At 41.5% G+C, this 19,649-nt stretch carries 21 protein-coding genes; 10 read left to right on the forward strand and 11 right to left on the reverse strand.

The window, feature by feature from the left end; genetic code table 11:
- The first annotated feature begins 147 nt into the window (after positions 1–147).
- Genes MHB79_RS16650 through MHB79_RS16660 form a run of 3 tightly spaced genes read left to right on the forward strand, consistent with a single transcriptional unit; the run spans position 148 to position 1,755 of the window.
- Positions 148–624: an Lrp/AsnC family transcriptional regulator gene (locus tag MHB79_RS16650; RefSeq protein ID WP_003214832.1), complete on the forward strand. Its 477-nt coding sequence runs from the start codon at positions 148–150 to the stop codon at positions 622–624.
- Between the two features lie 16 nt (positions 625–640).
- On the forward strand, positions 641–1,222 hold the full coding sequence (locus MHB79_RS16655; protein ID WP_137054302.1) for a chromate transporter: 582 nt from the start codon (positions 641–643) through the stop codon (positions 1,220–1,222).
- Entirely contained in the window at positions 1,222–1,755 is a 534-nt protein-coding gene (locus MHB79_RS16660) for a chromate transporter (RefSeq protein ID WP_034620321.1), read from the forward strand. Before MHB79_RS16655 ends, MHB79_RS16660 begins: the two co-directional genes overlap by 1 nt.
- Before the next feature lie 239 nt (positions 1,756–1,994).
- Here MHB79_RS16660 and MHB79_RS16665 read toward each other — a convergent pair whose 3' ends face one another.
- The gene (locus tag MHB79_RS16665; RefSeq protein ID WP_212045618.1) at positions 1,995–3,314 is read right to left on the reverse strand and encodes a UDP-glucose dehydrogenase family protein; all 1,320 of its coding nucleotides are present in this window, start codon (positions 3,312–3,314) and stop codon (positions 1,995–1,997) included.
- A 116-nt stretch (positions 3,315–3,430) separates the two neighbouring features.
- Positions 3,431–3,574, reverse strand: a complete 144-nt coding sequence (locus MHB79_RS16670) for a hypothetical protein (protein WP_003214884.1) — start codon at positions 3,572–3,574, stop codon at positions 3,431–3,433.
- Between the two features lie 186 nt (positions 3,575–3,760).
- Between MHB79_RS16670 and MHB79_RS16675 the strand changes: the two genes are divergently transcribed.
- Both MHB79_RS16675 and MHB79_RS16680 read left to right on the forward strand, forming a co-directional pair.
- Positions 3,761–5,368: an SWIM zinc finger family protein gene (locus tag MHB79_RS16675; RefSeq protein ID WP_340990276.1), complete on the forward strand. Its 1,608-nt coding sequence runs from the start codon at positions 3,761–3,763 to the stop codon at positions 5,366–5,368.
- Positions 5,355–8,138 (forward strand): DEAD/DEAH box helicase, encoded by a 2,784-nt coding sequence (locus MHB79_RS16680; RefSeq protein WP_340990278.1) that lies wholly within the window; start codon positions 5,355–5,357, stop codon positions 8,136–8,138. Before MHB79_RS16675 ends, MHB79_RS16680 begins: the two co-directional genes overlap by 14 nt.
- Before the next feature lie 70 nt (positions 8,139–8,208).
- Here the strand turns inward: MHB79_RS16680 and MHB79_RS16685 are convergent, their stop codons facing one another.
- The 3 genes from MHB79_RS16685 to MHB79_RS16695 all read right to left on the reverse strand — a co-directional run bounded on the left by MHB79_RS16685 (position 8,209) and on the right by MHB79_RS16695 (position 10,740).
- Complete coding sequence (locus MHB79_RS16685; RefSeq protein WP_003214597.1) at positions 8,209–8,997, reverse strand: PAS domain-containing protein; 789 nt, start codon at positions 8,995–8,997, stop codon at positions 8,209–8,211.
- Between the two features lie 153 nt (positions 8,998–9,150).
- Entirely contained in the window at positions 9,151–10,011 is an 861-nt protein-coding gene (locus tag MHB79_RS16690) for a Cof-type HAD-IIB family hydrolase (RefSeq protein WP_340990633.1), read from the reverse strand.
- 372 nt (positions 10,012–10,383) lie between these two features.
- Positions 10,384–10,740, reverse strand: a complete 357-nt coding sequence (locus MHB79_RS16695; protein WP_050944417.1) for a hypothetical protein — start codon at positions 10,738–10,740, stop codon at positions 10,384–10,386.
- Between the two features lie 117 nt (positions 10,741–10,857).
- Between MHB79_RS16695 and MHB79_RS16700 the strand changes: the two genes are divergently transcribed.
- Positions 10,858–11,268 (forward strand): YwpF-like family protein, encoded by a 411-nt coding sequence (locus MHB79_RS16700; protein ID WP_003215215.1) that lies wholly within the window; start codon positions 10,858–10,860, stop codon positions 11,266–11,268.
- A 189-nt stretch (positions 11,269–11,457) separates the two neighbouring features.
- Here the strand turns inward: MHB79_RS16700 and mscL are convergent, their stop codons facing one another.
- Entirely contained in the window at positions 11,458–11,853 is a 396-nt protein-coding gene (gene mscL, locus MHB79_RS16705) for a large conductance mechanosensitive channel protein MscL (protein ID WP_003215139.1), read from the reverse strand.
- A gap of 125 nt (positions 11,854–11,978) precedes the next feature.
- The gene (gene fabZ, locus MHB79_RS16710) at positions 11,979–12,413 is read right to left on the reverse strand and encodes a 3-hydroxyacyl-ACP dehydratase FabZ (protein WP_034620258.1); all 435 of its coding nucleotides are present in this window, start codon (positions 12,411–12,413) and stop codon (positions 11,979–11,981) included.
- A 218-nt stretch (positions 12,414–12,631) separates the two neighbouring features.
- Here fabZ and MHB79_RS16715 point away from each other — a divergent pair, with 218 nt between their 5' ends.
- Positions 12,632–13,687 carry a tetratricopeptide repeat protein gene (locus MHB79_RS16715; protein ID WP_050944418.1) on the forward strand — a complete coding sequence of 352 codons (1,056 nt, stop codon included), beginning with the start codon at positions 12,632–12,634 and terminating at the stop codon, positions 13,685–13,687.
- A 14-nt stretch (positions 13,688–13,701) separates the two neighbouring features.
- Here MHB79_RS16715 and MHB79_RS16720 read toward each other — a convergent pair whose 3' ends face one another.
- The 4 genes from MHB79_RS16720 to spoIIID form a co-directional block, all read right to left on the reverse strand.
- Entirely contained in the window at positions 13,702–14,520 is an 819-nt protein-coding gene (locus MHB79_RS16720) for a flagellar hook-basal body protein (protein WP_003215031.1), read from the reverse strand.
- A gap of 30 nt (positions 14,521–14,550) precedes the next feature.
- Complete coding sequence (locus MHB79_RS16725; RefSeq protein ID WP_003215293.1) at positions 14,551–15,390, reverse strand: flagellar hook-basal body protein; 840 nt, start codon at positions 15,388–15,390, stop codon at positions 14,551–14,553.
- Positions 15,391–15,514: 124 nt separating this feature from the next.
- Entirely contained in the window at positions 15,515–16,516 is a 1,002-nt protein-coding gene (gene mbl / locus MHB79_RS16730) for a cell shape-determining protein Mbl (protein WP_012011515.1), read from the reverse strand.
- A gap of 184 nt (positions 16,517–16,700) precedes the next feature.
- Positions 16,701–16,979: a sporulation transcriptional regulator SpoIIID gene (gene spoIIID / locus MHB79_RS16735; RefSeq protein WP_008343327.1), complete on the reverse strand. Its 279-nt coding sequence runs from the start codon at positions 16,977–16,979 to the stop codon at positions 16,701–16,703.
- A 338-nt stretch (positions 16,980–17,317) separates the two neighbouring features.
- On the opposite strand from spoIIID, the gene MHB79_RS16740 reads away from it, so the two are divergent.
- The 3 genes from MHB79_RS16740 (at position 17,318) to MHB79_RS16750 (ending at position 19,638) form a co-directional block, all read left to right on the forward strand.
- Complete coding sequence (locus tag MHB79_RS16740) at positions 17,318–17,731, forward strand: MarR family winged helix-turn-helix transcriptional regulator (protein ID WP_340990280.1); 414 nt, start codon at positions 17,318–17,320, stop codon at positions 17,729–17,731.
- Between the two features lie 15 nt (positions 17,732–17,746).
- Positions 17,747–18,934 (forward strand): MFS transporter, encoded by a 1,188-nt coding sequence (locus MHB79_RS16745; protein ID WP_340990282.1) that lies wholly within the window; start codon positions 17,747–17,749, stop codon positions 18,932–18,934.
- 104 nt (positions 18,935–19,038) lie between these two features.
- Positions 19,039–19,638, forward strand: a complete 600-nt coding sequence (locus tag MHB79_RS16750) for an undecaprenyl-diphosphatase (protein WP_137054296.1) — start codon at positions 19,039–19,041, stop codon at positions 19,636–19,638.
- Positions 19,639–19,649 lie beyond the last annotated feature (11 nt).

Consider the following 19,649-nt stretch of genomic DNA (forward strand, 5'->3'; position numbering starts at 1 on the left):
GACATCCCGGTGATTCCGGGGTGTTTTTTTATGCAAAAAGAATACTTATCACTTCATTACATTTCATTTCGTTAGTAAATTTAAATTCACTCATTCTATTCGTAATGAAATATGCTAAAATATCAACAGAAGAAAGGTGGTCATACGGTGTCAAACGACTATAGCATTCCGAACTTAACATTAGATGAAAGAGATAAACAAATTTTATCCATATTACACGAGGACGGGCGTATGTCCTATACAGATCTCGGGAAACAAGTCGGTCTTTCACGTGTTGCTGTACAAGCCCGTATACAGCAGCTCATTGAAGCAGGCGTCATTGAACGATTCACAACGGTCATCAATCCTGCTAAGATCGGCATTCATGTTTCTGTCTTCTTTAATGTAGAAGTGGAGCCGAAATTTTTAGAAGCAGTCGCCCTTCAGCTTGAGCAGGAAACAGCTGTCACAAGCCTTTATCACATGACAGGGCCAAGCAAGCTGCATATGCATGGCATTTTTCAAAATGAACAGGAAATGGAGACATTCCTGACAAAAAAACTGTACCCGCTAGAAGGCGTCGTGAGTGTGGACTGCCAAATGCTCATTAAACGATACAAAAGCCGAATGGGCATGAAATTGTAGACAGGAGTTGAAGCACTTGCAATCATATATCGAACTCATCATCGCTATGGTGCGTACCGGTATTCTCGGTTTTGGCGGAGGTCCTTCCGTCATACCACTCATTCGCCATGAAGCGGTGGTGAAATATCAATGGGTCAATGATGACGAGTTTGGAGAAACACTCGCCATCGCCAACGCATTACCAGGTCCGATCGCGACCAAAATGTCAGCATATCTCGGCTATCGATTGAAGGGCGTATCCGGCGCAATTGTCGCAACAGCTGCCCATATTTTACCGACATGCCTCGCCATGGTGGCACTCGTCACACTTGTCAGCGTCTTAAGCTCCTCACAAATCATTCAAAATATGATTGGCGCCGTGACACCAGTTATTGCCGTCCTGCTCGGGATCATGGCATACGAGTTTGGACAAAAAACGCTGAAAGGCTTCGGAATGATCTTCGGGATCGCTCTGTTCCTTCTTGCCTTTATCGGGCTACAGGTACTGTCCATTCATCCAGGAATCATTGTTATCATCTTTTTATGCTATGGCGCTTTTCATTTCAAACTGAAACAACGCTGGAATCGATCAAATAAAGAGAAAGGAGTGTCTTCATGATGCTGATTTTCTTTTTATTCTGGGCATTCTTCTTGTCCAATCTATTAGGATATGGCGGAGGACCTGCATCCATCCCGCTGAATTATGAAGAAATCGTCAACCATTTTCATTGGATGACGAACGAAGGATTTTCCAATATGCTTGCTTTAGCCAATGCACTGCCAGGACCAATTGCGACGAAAATCGCGGCATATGTCGGCTATGACGTCATGGGCTGGCCAGGCTTTATTGTGGCACTGCTTGCAACTGTACTGCCATCAGCCATTGGATTGATTTTATTGCTCAAGCTGATTGACCGTTTTCGCCAATCCCCTGTCGTCAAAGGCATGACCTTATCCGTCCAGCCTGTCATTGCGATGATGATGCTTTTATTAACATGGGAAATTGGCGGAGATGCAGTGAAAGCCATTGGCTGGACACAATCGCTCGCCATTGCCGCGATCTCCTTTTTCTTTATGACTAAATTCAAAATGCACCCCGCCTTTCTCATTGTGGCTGCCTTTTTATATGGCGGATTCATTCTGCCGCATTAAAAAAACCGATAACATGACCTGTTATCGGTTACAAATTGTTGACAAATGGCTAAAATGAATTTTATTTTAGCCATTTGTCTTCCTTTCAGCGTGATAGAAAACCTTTGAAGTCTAGGAAGAGCGAGCACTGGAGCAGAGCGAATTTGACATTCGTGAGCACCAGCGCGCAGGTCTGACAACGAATGCGAGGGTTTGTCTACACGCTAAAACCGATAACATGACCTGTTATCGGTTTTCTTTTACATATATATTGGAGAAACTGGTCTGCGCCCAATCGAATGATACTCGACTCCTGCTTGTTCTGCCGCTTCAAGCGTATGGCAGTTGCGTCCATCGAAAATAAGCGGCTGTCTCATCCATTCCTTATAGGACGTAAGCGGGAACGTCTGAATTTCTGTCCACTCTGTTAATATACAAGCTGCATGGACATCCTTTATCGCTTCTTCAATCGTATGAGCAAACACGACTTTTTCAGGTAGCTCACGAGCGGCATGGCGTGCGGCAACAGGATCATACGCCACAAGCTCCGCGCCTAATTGATGGAGTTCATGAGCAATTGGAACCGACGGCGCCTCCCTCATATCGTCTGTATTCGGTTTAAAAGCAAGGCCAAGAAGTGCAATTCGCTTTCCTTCAAGATTTGATCCCAGTCTCTCCTGAATACTTCGGATAAAACCGGCTCGCTGCTCATTGTTTACTTTGATAACAGCCTTTAACAGCTCAAAATCATGCGACACATGCCCTGCGATTTGGACAAGTGCATTTGTATCCTTTGGAAAACAAGAACCTCCGTAGCCAATCCCCGCCTTGAGAAATGAAGAACCAATCCGCTGATCGAGCCCCATTCCCTGCGCCACCCATTCAACATCAGCACCTGTTTTTTCACAAATGGAGGCAATCTCATTCATAAAGCTGATTTTGGTCGCAAGGAAAGCATTTGATGCATACTTGATCATTTCTGCACTTTTTCGGTCTGTCTTAACCACTGGCAGGTGGAAATGAGCATACATCTCCTCGAGCCGGTCTAATACAGCTTTTGTTTCAGCCCCAATAACAAGCCGATCTGCCCTCAATGTATCTGAAATGGCAGAGCCTTCTCGTAAAAACTCTGGGTTAGATGCAATCGATAATGGCTCATTCCGTCCTAATTCTTGATGGATCATCTGTTCGATTTGATCACCCGTTCCAACAGGCACCGTACTTTTCACCACAAGAACCGCACCTGATTTCGCTTTTGTACCGATCTCCTTTGCGGCTTGAAACACATATTGTAAATCAGCTTGGCCATCTGCCTGCTGCGGGGTGCCAACCGCAATCATTAACACATCTGCCCGCGAGTAGGCTGCCTCTCCATTTATGTGAAATTGAATTCGTCCTTGCTCAAGATTGCGTTTCAGCAGTTCTTTTAATCCTGGCTCATACATAGGTGGATGTCCCTGTTTCAGCTGCATGACCTTTCTCCGGTCAATATCAATACACGCCACATTGTGCCCTGCCTCCGCTAAACACACACCTGTGACCAGTCCCACATATCCACAGCCTGCAATTGCAATATTCATGACACCATCAGCTCCCCATACGCCTTATGCTTGTAATGACATCGTATGCCGGGAGCTTTCGTTCCATTCATAAAAGCATACAAAAACCCCCTGCCATCACCAGCAGGGGGTCACTTTTATGAAACAAGACCATTTCGAATATGAGCAATCAGATTTTCAAGCATTTCTTTTGTGGTGACATCATTTGAATTCTCACCAATATCATGAGCGTACATCAAAATTTTTAAAAACTCTTCTTGATTCAAACCCTTATTATCCATGTCTGTATCCTTTCGATTCCACTAATTTCATTATTATATGCTGTAAGGTTGGTTTATGCAATACTCTAATACATCATTCGACAGCTTTTGAAATTTATGACCATTTTCATGAAAAACTTTTTTATAAATCACCATTGAGCTATAATAAAAGAATTGGAATCTTTTACTTGGTTAGGAGCGGATCAAATGCTTCAGCACAACATCAACGAGGAAGAAATCAAACAAACAGCCGAACAGATCAAAGAACTTCTTCCTGCAACAGATGAAAACAAACAACTCATCAAAAAAGCATTGATTACTTATAGACAGGACAGTGTATATCGTCTCAAGCAAGAATCTGATACGGAATGGTCAGCTTATGTACATGATGTTGTGGCAGCAAGAGTCCATCTTCATGTGCTGTTTCCTGTGAGAAGCAGCTGCTCATGTCCGGCAGATGGACTTTGTAAACACATTCTCGCTGTCTTCTTTTCGCTATACGCTCAAGTGGAGAGTGTGACTGGATTTACAGAAAATTGGTCAGAAAAGGATGAATTACAGCGCAGCAAAGAATTGATTCGCCAGCACTTCCAAGTGAAGCGCCCAGACGAACAATCACTCCAAAGCTGGCTGAATTTTTTCCAAGAGGAATTTAACCTCTGGCTGAAACGGACACCAAAGCATCAGCAAACACCGCAGCATTTGTATTACGGCTATTTATCGATCCTAAAAAAACACGCACCTCATTCTCCTGAATTCAAGAGTTTGTATGCGATTCATACGTCAATCGATGTGTGGTTAAGGATTCATGAATTAATCGACCTTGGCCAGCTTGATGCCGAGAAGGACTTTTATTCCATGAATCCATATGTCGAACAGCTTATGAACACCATTTTCGATTCAGTGGATCACTTGAAGACATACGCCCTTTCCTTTTCCCTCGATCCGTTTCTTGAAAACACACCAACTGCCGTTCGGACACTTCTTCAAATAAACGGACCTTTCCAGCATGAACGAGTAGCGGTCTTTATGGAGATTTGGGGCACCATATTAAATAGAGGGAAATGGGTTAAAAAAGAAACAGAATTACTAAGAAACGCTCAGCAGCAAGAACAAACGGTTGAATGTACCATCGGATTGATGCACATGGATTATTTAATGAAAGAAGACGATAGCCTCTTTCAGCAATTAAAGCTGCTCAATGCAGATATGCTGCCAAATGTGCTCAATTGGCTGAAGGATCTGACAAACCGCAAGGACTGGAAGCGGCTCAAGCTCTGGTATCATGAGATCACCTATATTTTAGAGGAATATTGCCAGCTCGACCTTTCCTACAGAGAACTGCGAAGAGCCGTCAGTGATTTCTTCTTTTATTTAGACGCATATTTTAAGCAGACGAAGGATCATCATTTATATGAACGCTACCTCCAGATTTGCATGCCCTATGCGTTTACTGAATATAGTCAGCTATTATATGCACAACAGCGTTATGCAGAATGGATTGAGATTCACAGCCTTGTTGGTTTCTCCATCAGTGAACTGGAGAAGGATCTGATCAAACAAATTGCAAAAGAGGAGCCTGAAGCGCTCATTCCATCATATCACCGTGAAATCTCACAGCTTCTCGATCAAAAGAATCGAAGTGCTTACCGGGAATCTGTGAAAATGCTAAAAAAACTGCGCACGCTTTATCATAAAACGAAAAAAACTGCGATTTGGGAAAGATATGTAAAGCAGCTACAGGATTCAACGAAACGGCTGCGTGCGTTCCAAGAGGAAATGAAGAAAGGAAAATTAATTGATGACACGCCATAAACAAATTGTCATTCATGCAGAACAAACAGAAGATTTCTCTTTCACCATTTCAGCGCAAGCAGAGGACGGACACCCTGTTCCGCTTAATGAAATGAAGAGGCAGCTTTTCCAATGGCACGAATCGTCTTTTTACGGAACATTTTTAGAAGATGTGAGCTTTATTGGCACACCTGCCTTCCTGCTAAGCCCTTGGATGACCGTCGAACTGCTAGGAAAAAATTCGTTTAATACCTTTAGTCATGTGACACTAACCGATGAAACGGAACCACTGATGAAGACCGCCTCCACCATTTATGAATTCATTGAGGATGAAGATTTCATTCCCGATTACGAGGCATGGACAAAAGGTGTGCTTCGTTTTAAAGACAAAGAAGGACTATTAGATGGCTATACGGCTGAGTGGTTCTCCTTTGCCGTACAGGATTATATTCAATATGATGATGCCTTACAGCACAAATGGAACCGTATGACAGAACAATCGCCTGCGCTCTCATCCTTCCAAGGACATTTTTTAGATGAGCAGGATTTCTTGGAAACGATTGGCTGGATTGATGACGACACACCTTTCACTGTCGGCTTGCGTTTAAATGAACCGGATTTCGACGGAGATGATTGGAAAATCGAATTGTTTTTGCGTGATAAGAAAAACAGCGACCTTCACTTTTTTGAAGGCATCCGTTCATTGAAAAGGTCTTGGCATCCGTATCAAGATAAAATCTCAAGAGAGCTGGAGCGATTCGGTCAAATTGTCCCTTGGCTTTCTTTCACATCTGGCACCACGCTCATGTCAGAAGACGAAGCATGGCTCTTCCTATCTGAAGCAAGTGAAACACTTGTGAATATGGGCATTGAGATCCTGCTTCCATCGTGGTGGCAAATTGTCAAAGAAAGCACCATGATGCTAAAAGCAAGGATTTCCTCTACCCCGAGAGGCGAGTCGCATGTCGGAATGGATGCCTTGATGGACTTTAATTGGCGCTTCGCTACAAACGGCATCGAGCTGACAGAAGATGAGTTCAACGAGCTTGTCCAAAGTAAACGGCGCCTTGTCAATATTCGTGGACAATGGATCAAAATCGATCCAACCTTCATCCAGCAAATGAAAAAATGGATGGAGCGTGCCGAAAATGAAGGGCTGCACATGTCTGATATTTTGTCACGTGAACTGGCAGATCAAGAAGCATCCTCTGAATCGATTCCAGAGCTGCTAGACAGCTCAGCATTTGCACATATTCAATTTGAACTTTCGTCTCAATTAAAAGGGCTTGTCCATCAGTTAAATGATACGCATGAGCTGCCTTCCTACGAAATGAGTGAGTCCTTCAAAGGCACACTCAGGCCGTATCAGCAGCATGGTGTCAACTGGCTGTTATTCTTAAGATCTCATGGATTTGGGGCTTGTTTAGCAGACGATATGGGTCTTGGAAAAACGATTCAAATGATTGCGTATTTCACATATTTAAAGGAGCAGGAGCAGGAGCAAAATGCCGCTCCATCTCTTATCATTGCGCCGACCTCTGTTTTAGGAAACTGGCAGCGAGAGCTTGAAACCTTCGCACCACATTTGAATGTTGCCTTGCATTACGGGCCATCGCGTCCTCAAGGGGAACACTTTACAAAGGCATACGAGTCAACAGATATTGTCCTGACGTCTTATGGACTCTCACATTCTGATCGTGATGAATTAACGTCAGCAAAGTGGGATACGATTTGTTTAGACGAAGCCCAAAACATTAAGAATGCCCATACGAAACAATCGAGAGCGATCAGACAGCTCAAAGGGCAGCATCACATTGCCCTTAGCGGGACACCTATGGAAAACCGTTTGACAGAGCTTTGGTCCATTTTTGACTTCGTCAACAAAGGATATCTCGGCAGCCTGACAAGCTTTCATAAGAAATTCGTTCTACCGATTGAAAAAGATCGTGATGAAAAAAGAATTGAACAGCTGCAGCAGCTGATTAAGCCTTTCCTATTAAGACGAACAAAGCAAGATGAAGAGGTCGCCCTGAACCTGCCTGAGAAACTCGAAGAAAAAGAATTCATTCCGCTATCTGCTGAGCAGGCTTCTTTATATGAGCAGCTCGTGAAAGATACATTCGAACACATGGCTTCGTTAACAGGAATGCAGCGGAAAGCCATTATTTTAAGTATGCTCGGCAGACTCAAACAGATTTGCGATCACCCGGCTCTCTATTTAAAAGAGAGTGGAACCGATGTGAAACTGCTGAAACGTTCATTAAAAATGGATAAACTCGCAGAGCTGTTAAAAGCAATACATGAGCAAGGAGAAAGCTGCCTCATTTTTACGCAGTATATTGGAATGGGGAACATGATCAAGCAACTGGCGGAAAAAATGTTTGGAGAACCAGTTCAATTTTTAAATGGCAGTCTGTCCAAACAGGAACGGGATAAAATGGTGGACCGCTTCCAGAAGAAAGAATTCAACATCTTAATTCTCTCTTTAAAAGCAGGAGGAACAGGACTTAACCTAACCGCCGCAAACCATGTCATTCACTACGACAGATGGTGGAATCCTGCTGTGGAAAACCAAGCGACCGACCGTGCTTATCGGATCGGACAAAAACGATTTGTTCACGTCCATAAGATGATCACAACGGGCACGATTGAAGAAAAAATCGATCAAATGCTCGAAACAAAGCAAACGTTAAATGATCAAATTATCCAAAGTGAAAGCTGGATTACAGAGCTATCGACAAACGAACTAGAAGATTTATTCACATTAAGTGCCGCCGCTCAATCATCTTAATCCAAGCAAAAAGAGGACTTTTCTCAAACATGATGAAAAGTCCTCTTTTTTCATTTCATATGAACATAGGTTAAATGTGCAGTTTTTTCAATGCAGATTTCACGTTCATATACGTATTCAATTCACGGAAGTCTTCTCTCATTTCTCCCATTTTCATCGCAAGATTCGGTTTAATTCCTGTCACGATGAGTTCCGTACCTGTCATTAAAATCAAATCGTTCAGCTTAAAGATCGCATCTGCCACAAATGAATCGACTTCTAATAAACCAGACAGATCGACAATAAAATAATCGTCCTTGGATTGAGAGATATAGGTGGAGACTGTGGAGATAATCTTATCAAATCTTGGCGCTGTTAACGTACCAATGATCGGTAACACAGAAATACCATCTTTCACAGGAACAATGGGAACGGAAATGTTCAGCACTTCATCAATTGATTGCTCAAGAAGCTCCTGCTGTTCCTTCTCTTTCGTGACATCCTTTTGCAGACCAACGAAATAAAGACGTTTCCCTTCATTTTCGTCAATCCAAAGAGGAGCTACACTTAACTCATTCCAAAACATCTGTCCAGATTTTTTATAATTTTTCAGCTGAACAGTGACAGCCTCTTTGTTCTCAATAGCTGTTCTAATTTGTTGGAGAGCAATTTGCTCTGTTTCATTTCCTTGAAGGAAACGACAATTCTTCCCCAATACTTCGGGTTCTTGATAGCCTGTCATATCTAAAAAGCCCTTGTTCACATATATTAAAGGATTATCAGGTAAAGACGGGTCCGTCACCGTCAGGCCAACCTGAGTATAGTCTAAGGCTTCCTTGATTAAATGCAGATTTTCGGACTTATAAGATTCCAGCGCCATTCGTTTACTCTCCTTAATTTCCTTACAAGCGGGTTATGTTCATAATTAAATTATATGATGTTCCACATCATGTGTAAATAGAAGTAGTTCTGAATTCCTCTTTTGTAGAATGCGCTTTATCCTATGTGATTTATACAACGACATCCGATGCATCTATTTCAACAGGTGTCGAATCATATACGCCACACCATGTTCATCATTTGTTAACGTGACATGATCAGCGATTTCTTTCATATCCTGTCTCGCATTGCCCATCGCAACCCCAACACCAGCTGCTCGAAGCATCGATTCGTCATTTAAACTGTCTCCTACAGCCGCTGTCTGGCTTAAAGGAACACCAAGTCGTTCTGCCAGCCTTGTTAATGCCTGGCCTTTAGATGCGTCCTTAGCACCAATTTCAAAGTTGTGATCGGCTGAACTGACCATTGTGACATCTGAATCATCACCAAACATATCCCATCCTGCCTTCAATCTGTCTTCAAAGAAAGAGAAACCTAAGATGTTGTAGAATGAAAGCTTTCGATCCTCACGAAACAACTCTTTATATGTATCAATATAAGAAAAACCCGACTGACTGTATTGCACTTCTGCCGCTTGTTTTAAAACACTCAGGTCCGCTTCTGGATTTGCACTTTTTAAGCGATCCATTTCAATCGCAAGAAGCTCTCTACCACGATTCGGTGTGAAAATGGCTTCGTTTGTAAAAACTTCATAATAATAATCACGTTCTTCAAGCCACGACAATATGCGTTTGGCCTTTTCTTCTTGTAAAGCAACTGAATGATATACTTGTCCAGCCGGATCATGAATCACAGCTCCATTGGCACTAATCACCCATGTATTCATCCCAAGCTCATCAAAAATAGACCTCACATCAAAATACGCTCTTCCTGTAGAAACGACAACTTCCAATCCATTCGCCGCTGCTTCCTTTAATGCCTGCTCATTTTCCTGACTCACTTTGTGTTCACTATTCAATAACGTTCCGTCTAAATCCGTTGCAATCAATTGAATGTTTGTCATCGTTCTCTCCTTTTTGTCTCCATTTTGGCTATCATACCGCTGATAAAATCCATCATCAAGAGGTGATCGGTTTATCATTGAATAAAAGGGTACCCGGCCACGCTACATGACCGGATACACACAAGGGGATTTAAGGGGACACATGACCTATACAAAGAAGCGATGGTTCTATTACGCAGTGTTCTTATGCTCAAGGCAGCGTCTATCAGCTTTAGCTAGAGGGGGGCTGTCAGATGCTAGACGTTACCTTTTGATTCAGACCGTACCTCCTTTCCTTTCAACTGCCCTTAGTCTACCGAGAAAGGTTGTATATGACAAAACATGAAAATGACAAAATCCCCCCTCAAATTCTCTATTTCCTCTTTAATTTCTGCTTTTTACCGCTTGAGTATAAAACATCATCTTGTTTTGTTTGATGAAAAACTTATTTTTCATAAATTGATAAAAAACGTCTGAATGAATCCAATTACTAGAAGGCATGTGAATATAATCAGATCCGTCCCACGCAAACCAATAAAAACAAAGCTGCCCGTCATGAATCGACAATTGAAATTCAAAGTAGTCCATTTGATCCTCGGTGACGTATTGAAACGTGAGTGACTCGCCTTCTTCCATGTACACATCACAAAATGAAAGAATGTCTCCCCACGAATAAACGCGCATTTTGCTCTTTGCCTTCTCCTCGCCAATATGTATGTTTCGCAATTGATAAGACTCCATAAAACATCTCCTTTCACTCATATGCAGCTCGCTTTAAGCAGGCAGCGGTTTCATTTATACAGATGTTGTATGCTATAATGTTACTTACGAATAATGAACGCTTGTGAGGTGCAAAAAATGAAAACCTTTAGGCTGATTGATTTAAAAATCGAACTTGATCCAAAGCAAGATAAAATGTCCAGCATTCCCCTTCGTGACGGTTTAATCATTAATAAAGAAGATGGTGAAAATCACTGGATGATCGAGGCACTCATTCCAAAGAAACATAGACAGGTGTTTGAGGTGCTCTTTCAGCAGCACACTGAAGTGAAGATTCTAGTAACGATCACAAAAGAAAACAACCGCCCTGTTCATCTATCTGTCCAAGTCAAAAACATTGTTGCTTTAGAAGAAAACATTTCTGTGCTGCTCGATGGTAAGATGATTACAAATCGTTACAGAACAGAAACCGAAGAAGTACTTAAAGACCTCGTCAAAGAGGGGCTTTCCGGAGAAAAACTGCTGGATGCATTTAAACAAAACACATAAAAAGAGCGGGATTAGCCGCTCTTAGATAGTTGACAAAGGGCTAAAATGAATCTTATTTTAGCCCTTTGTCTTCCTTTCAGCGTGATAGAAAACCTTTGCAGTCTAGAAAGGGCGAGCACCGAAGCACAGACCTGACAACGAATGCGAGGGTTTGCCTACACGCTGAGAGCGGGGTTAGCCGCTCTTTTTCTATTGCACATCTTTCGATTGGCTTTGATGTTTCAAGAGATCTCTAATTTCAGTTAGTAAAACTTCCGTTTGATCCGGCGTTTCTACAACCTCTTCTTCCTCTACCTTTTTCCGTTTTAATTTATTCAAATAACGAATAAAGATAAAAATGGAAAACGAGATAATCAAGAAATCAATCACTGTTTGTATGAAGCTTCCATATAAAATTTGCGCAGATCCGATCTTAATAGATAGACCGCTAAAATCATGTCCGCCAATAATAATACCGACGAGCGGCATGATCAAATCATTCACAAGAGAAGTGACAATTTTGCCAAATGCTCCCCCAATGATGACACCTACAGCCAAGTCAATGACATTTCCCTTGACTGCAAATTCTCTAAATTCTTTCAGCATCTTTTATCACCTTCATCTTTTTTGTCTAATATGACGTTTTTTTGTCAAAAATGCAAGTCCTGATCCGTTCAGACTAGTTGTTTCCATATAAAAAGCGATTCATCCTTGATGAACCGCCAGGCAAATCATGATACTTTAGGACCGATAGAAAATGTAAGTTCTGCTTCACATGCCACTTCGCCATCTACTGTGGCTACTGCTTTTCCTTTTGCAACCGGACCCTTGAGGCGCGTCACTTCTACCTCTAAACGAAGCTGATCGCCAGGCTTCACCTGTCTTTTGAAACGGCAGCCATCAATTCCTGCAAATAAACCAATTTTCCCTTTGTTTTCTTCTTTGCCTAACATAATGACTCCAAACACCTGCGCAAGTGCTTCTACAATTAGCACACCCGGCATGACTGGGTATCCTGGGAAATGACCATTAAAAAATTCTTCGTTCACTGTGACATTTTTAATCCCAACCGCTCTTTTCTCTCCCTCAACCTCTAAAATACGGTCGACCAATAAGAATGGATAACGGTGTGGAATAATGTCTTGAATTTGCTGAGCATCAAGCATATCTTGATCTCTCCTTTTTTCTATATCGATGATCTTCATTTGATTCCTATAGAAGTATATTATGAATGCTCGTATTTTTCAACGTCCGCTCCACATATATGGTAAAAAATAGAATCTACTATTACCTATTGTCATCAAATATAATCCACACTACACTCATTGTTTTTTCACAAATATGGTAATATATATTACATCATTGATTGAATAAGAGGGTAAAAATGAATTTTATAAGTGATAAATCCATTAAAAAACTTCTCCATTCGTGGTATACAATGCTAAAGCATCGACATTTTTCGAAGGCTGAAGAAATCAAAACAACTCTATTAAAACATCAACGTAAAATATCAAAAAAACAGGAACTCTATTTACATTATCAGCTGATGCTTTTTCGCCAGCAGCTCTGGATGAATCAGACAGAGGACTTAGAAAAAATGAAACATGAATTGATGCAGCACAAAGATGATATGAACGAAGAACTGGCCTATTACTTTTACTTCTTTCTCGGACTTTACGAAGCTTTAAACAGCGATCAAAATGATGCGATCTACTATCTCGAAAAGGCGGAAGAACGACTGTCGTTCCTTAACGATGAGCTGGAGGAAGCAGAGTTCCATTTCCGTACAAGTGGTGTTTATTACAACAACCGCTATTCGTTGCTATCGATTCGTCATGTTCAAAAAGCCATGGATATCTTTGCAAAGCATGGGGATGACCACAGCCTCTATCGTTGTAAAATTGTGCTTGGTCTTAATTATAGCGATCAAAAAAAATATGAAGAAGCAGAAGCTCTTTTTATTGAGATCATCGAATACGTGAAAATCATTGATGATCAAGAACTGCTCGGTATCGTTTATTATGACGCTGGCTTTATACAGTCGAGGCAAAACCGTCACAAGAAAGCGCTGGAATACTTTAAAAAAGCACTTCGTCTCCCAGCATACCGGAAGTCCGCACACTCCTATGTATCGTGCCTCTACGAAACTGTGCGTTCCTGTTATAAAGAAAATTTAACCGATGAAGGTATGAAGTATATTCAAAAAGGATTAAAAGAAGCCGTTGCTTCACAATTTGATATATTAAGAATCAAGTTCCAAATCTTATTTCTTCTCTACAGCCAAACGCCAAAGGCAGATGAGCAGATTGCAAGGCTCGTCACATGCCTTGAACGAAAAGAAGCTTGGATTGATCTTGAGGATTTGCTTGCCGATGTCTCAGATTTTTATAAAAAAAAGGGCGACTTTGAGCGAGCCGCCTTTTTTATCATGAGAGGCTGATGTCAGCCTGCCCATTATCGAATTGTATTCACTAATCCAAGCATTTGATCACCCATCGTAATCGTTCTTGAGTTCATCTGATAGGAGCGCTGTGTTGTCATGAGATCTGTTAATTCTTTAGACATGTCCACATTCGACGTTTCAAGTGCACCTTGCTGAAGCTGAATCGCTTGGCGGTTTGCTCCATTCAGTGCTGTTAATGCACCTTGATAAGTACCGTCAACTGAGAATAAATTATCTCCTTCAGAGACAAGTGCTGAAGAGTTATTGACTTGCACAACACCTAGATTCACTTGCTGATTCGGTTGATTATCTCTTGAAATGGCTGTTAGACGTCCATTTTTATCAATTGAAATATCACGGAAATTCGCATTTAAGACGATTTCATTTCCGTTTTCATCAAGAATCGGATGGCCTTCGCTAGTGACAAGCTGCACTTGATTACGATTATTGCCTGGCTGTAAGTAAAGAGAACCGTCTCTTGTATAACGAATATTACCGCCGACATTGACCTGCATATACTGAGACGGCGCTCCAAATGCAACATCAAGATCACGACCTGTTTCTTTAATCGAGCCTTGCAGCGAGTTAATGGACGCATTCACCATCGTACCCGTACCAAGCCTTAGCCCATCAGGTGTCAGACGACTGTTTGCCACCTGCGCATTTTTTTCATCCACTTGGTTGAACTGTTGTCTGATCAGCTCTGAGAAACGGGTATTTTTCGCACGGTACCCTGTTGTTTCACTGTTCGCGATGTTATTACTGATAATATCAAGCTGCTTTTGTACTTCGTTCATTGATACAGCTGCATTGATCATCGTTCTAAGCATGAGAATCCTCCTTTCTTTTTCATTTCTTGATTAGTACACTCTGCCAATTTCATTCACTGCTTTTTCTAAGCTTTTATCATACGCCTGAACCACTTTTTGGTTTGTTTCAAATGCTCGATAGGCGGTTGTCATTTCTGTATATGATTTCGTCACATCCACGTTCGACAGCTCCGATACACCTTGACTTAGCGTATAGGACATTTGACCGTTATTGACTGCGCTTGGCAGGGGCTGGTTATCAGCTGTACGGTATAAATCATTTCCTTCTCTCGCTAAGTTCCTTGTATCCATCGCAACACGCACATCAATTTGCCCGAGATTTTGTCCATTTTCACTCACAGTTCCATCTGCATTCACTTTGAAATTCTCACTCTGAACCGTAATTGGCTGACCTGTGACAGAAAGAAGGGCACGTCCATTGATAGTCAACTGATTTTGTGCGTTCATTGTAATTGAGCTGCTTTTCGTATAACGAACGCCTTCTGGTGTATTGACCGCATAAAAAAGCGCTGATTTCTGATTGGTCTCCGGGTTGATCGGCACATTATTTTCGACTAGTGCGACATCCGTTGTTTGATCTGTTGTTTTTAAAGTTCCTTGTGTAAATTGAGGAATCAGTTCCTGCATATATGTCCCCGTATTAATGCCGCCAATCGGCGTTTGCTGTGGAACACTAAAACCTTTGCCTGAGGAAGTTTGGAAACGGCCTGACTCCATTCGGCTTAGCAGCATTTCTGGAAATGCCCGCATGGTCCCCTCATCCGCTTTATATCCTGGCGTATTCGCATTTGCGATATTATTTGAAAGCATTTCTGTCCGCCGCTCTTGAGCGATCATGGCAGATGTTGCGGTATATAGTCCTTTTAACACGTGCTCACCTCATTAAAATTCTTTCACATGACCTAAACACAATCTTCTATGAAATATATCGGCATATTTGCAGGGTTCTTTAATAAAAATCCCCCATTCTTTCGAAAAAGAATGAGGGACATCATTAGCTGAGTTTACGCTTTGGCAGCTTGTCCATATTATCAAGCATGACGCCAGTACCAACAGCTACACAATCCATCGGATTCTCAGCCACGAAAACTGGTACTTTCAGCTCTTCTGCAAGCAATTGATCAAGCCCGTTTAGAAGAGCTCCGCCACCTGTAATGATGACGCCGCGATCAATAATATCAGCTGATAATTCAGGCGGTGTTCTCTCAAGAACTTGCTTCGCAGCCTGAACAATCGCAGATACAGATTCACGCAATGCTTCTTCTACTTCTTTGCTTGTGACGGTAATCGTTCTTGGTAATCCTGTCACCATGTCTCGTCCACGAATTGAAATCTCTTCATGACGTGCGTCTGGGAATACCGTTGCAACTTGGATCTTAATATCCTCAGCCGTGCGTTCACCGATCAACAGCTTGTACTCTTTTTTAATGTAGTTGAGAATTTCCAGATCAAATTTATCTCCAGCCATTTTAATAGAAGAGGCGGTTACAATGTCACCCATTGAGATGACAGCGATATCTGTCGTTCCGCCTCCAATATCTACGACCATGTTTCCACTTGGCTGAAAAATATCCATACCAGCACCAATAGCTGCTACTTTTGGCTCTTCTTCAAGAAATACATGCTTACCGCCGCTTTTTTCAGCAGCTTCTTTGATCGCCTTCTGCTCAACAGATGTAATGTTTGTTGGGCAGCAGATGAGCATACGCGGCTTAGAGAATAGCCCTTTCACATTTAATGAGTTAATAAAATGCTTGAGCATCGCTTCAGTTACTTCAAAATCAGCAATTACGCCATCTTTTAATGGACGAATCGCAACAATATTCCCAGGCGTACGTCCAACCATACGTCTAGCCTCTTCTCCAACAGCCAAAACTTTCCCGCTGTTTTTGTCAAGAGCTACAACAGATGGTTCATTTAACACAATTCCTTTTCCTTTGACATGAATCAGTACATTGGCAGTACCAAGATCAATTCCAATATCCCTAGCAAACATCTATATATATCCTCCTTGAAAATCTGTTTCCATAGCAAATACCACATTCTGCCCTAATTATATATTCTATCATAATTTGCAGAAAAAAAGATATTTCTTTACAAAAGTCTTTACAAAATTTGTGGTTAGAAACTACCGATATGAGGAAGATATATATATCATGTTTAAGAACAAAGAACTAATCTTATTGTTTCACAGGCTCGCCTTCTAAAATTTCTTCTTTTTTATACTTTAATTTAGTGGCTTCTCCCCCTCGCAAGTGGCGGATTGATTTATGATAATCCAGTATCTCCTTCACTTCATTAGCCAGATCTGGATTAATTTCTGGCAGTCTTTCTGTTAAATCCTTGTGTACAGTACTTTTAGAGACTCCAAATTCTTTCGCAATTACACGAACGGTTTTCTTTGTCTCCACGATATACTTTCCTATCTTGATTGTTCGCTCTTTGATGTAATCGTGCACACCACTCGACCTCCCTAAAATGGATGTGAGAAGTGTGAAATGAGATCCGTATCAATATTGTCCATTTTCAGCGGCGCTTGTTCGTCTTAATTCCTCATCCATTAGGTAGTAAATGCCAAACACGATCCCTCACCTCAAACACTCTCTTTGTCAGGTTTGTAACAGTGTATTAGCATTGCATAGGGAATATGCTAAAAATGAAGATGGGACAAGGGATTTATCAGAAAATGCAATCATTTCGAGTGGCGAAAATTTTCACTTTACAAGAATGGGTCGAGCACGTAAAATAGAAAAGGTGATTTTATTTACCTAGCTAAATATTGAATAAAGGTGATCATATGGATACGTTAAATAGAGAGTGTTTACATCAAATACACCAAAGCGCCAGGTTGCTGTCTAAAAAGGCGAACGAAGCGCTTGCTGCTTATGACTTGTACATGTCCCAATGGACTGTACTTTTTTGTTTGGATACATTCGGCCCGAAAACCCAAAAAGACATTTGGACATATTTGAACGTCGAAGCCCCAACCATTACCCGAACCGTAACCCGTCTAGAAGCAAATGGCTGGGTGAAACGTGTACAAGGAAAAGACAAACGTGAAAATCTGATCGTGATGACAGATGATGCTAAGGCCCGATTTGAAGAAATCAAACGTACGATGGAACAATTTGAAGAAGAATGTCTTTCAAATTTCACCCACGAAGAAAAACAATTCCTCCATACACTTTTACACAAATTATCAACTGAATAGGAAGTGACATACATCATGAACGAACGCATTTGGACGAGAGACTTTATCATGATTGTCCTGGTGAATTTATTTACGTTCACCTCTTTTTATGCCCTTTTAACCTTGCTACCTATTTACACAATGGATGAACTAAATGGAACAGAATCACAGGGCGGTCTCCTTGTGACGGTCTTCTTATTGTCTGCCATTGTGACAAGACCGTTTTCAGGAGCGATTATTGAGTTATTCGGTAAAAAACAGATGGCGATTTTCTCATCAACGGCTTTTGCCTTACTCACTTACTTATACATCCCAATTGATCAATTCCAAACGCTTCTCATGCTGCGTTTCGTGCAGGGCATCTTTTTTAGCATTTTGACGACAGTAACCAGTGCCATTGCGGCAGATATGATTCCAAAACATAAACGTGGGGAAGGACTCGGCTACTTTGTCATGTCCATGAACCTCGCTGTGGTCATCGGTCCATTTATCGCACTGAATCAAGTTGGAAAAGTAGGATTCCATTCCTTATTCCTTCTTTTTTCCATTATCGTTACCATTGGTGCTGCTTTTACGATGCTGATCAGACAGCCAGAGCTTGAAGATGGGGGTAGTGTCGTCTTCCGATTTACTTTTTCTCATCTGTTTGAAAAAGGTGCATTAAAAACAGCGGCAGTCGGCATCATTATTTCCTTCTGTTATTCGCCGATCATTTCATTTATTTCAGTCTATGCCAATTCCCTTGACTTGATGGGGGCAAGCAGTTATTTCTTTATTGTGTTTGCGGCAGCGATGCTTGGATCACGTCCATTTACAGGCAGACTTTTTGACCGAGTAGGACCTCACATTGTGATCTATCCTTCGATTGCTCTTTTTGCGATTGGTTTATGGATGCTGACAGCTACACATTCAGCTACAATGCTTCTTCTATCAGGTGGTGTCATTGGACTTGGCTATGGATCGCTAGTACCATGTTTACAAACACTTGCCATTCAGCACTCACCAGCTCACCGTACAGGCTATGCGACGGCTACTTTCTTTACCCTATATGATACGGGTATTGCTGCTGGCTCATTTGTATTTGGTCTTCTTGTCAGCTTCACAGACTTTTCAAATGTATATCTCATTGCAGGTATTGTTGTCTTGCTCAGTATTATTGTTTTTTATTGGAGCGAACGAAAGCCCCAAGAAGCAAAAGCACAGAAGGTCTCCCTATCAGAATAGGATTCTATTTTAAACTTCAACGGAAACATGCTAAAATATAGGATGTTTCAAATAGACGATTATTTGAAAAATAGTTTGCATTAAGCGAAGGTATAGGTGATGTTTTGAATTACGAATTGTTTAAAGTGATACACGGGATGGCTCATCATTCTGAGTTTTTAGATCAGGCCATGATTTTTATTACGAAAAAGGCCATTCTTGTGTACGCCCTTGTCTTATTGATTTGCTGGTTTTTAGGTAATCACAAATTTAAGAAGCATGTCTTCTTTTCAGGTGTAACGGGCATCGCGGCACTTATCGTCAATTTTGCGATTACACTGGTTCATTATGAGGAGCGGCCGTTTGTGGCGCATAAAGTCGACACACTCATTCCGCACTCAGCAGATGCTTCCTTCCCAAGTGACCATACAACAGGTGCACTTGCTCTTTCACTTGCCATTCGATCTCGTAATAAAAAGCTTGGCAACATCTTGCTCGTCTTTGGATTACTCACAGGATTCTCCCGCATCTGGGTCGGTCACCATTATCCATTAGATGTTTTAGGCAGCTTGGTCGTATCGATTGTGGTCGTCTTTATCATGAATAAATTATGGAAATTCTTTGACTCTCCAATTGATCGCATCGTTACTTTCTATGAGACAATTGTAGGGAAAATATTTAGAAGGAAGCAAAAGGATCAGGGCTCTGACCTGTCTAACTCTTAAGCGGCTTGCGA

This window comes from Bacillus sp. FSL M7-0558 (genome assembly GCF_038003245.1).
GTDB classification, from domain to species: Bacteria; Bacillota; Bacilli; order Bacillales; family Bacillaceae; genus Bacillus; species Bacillus pumilus.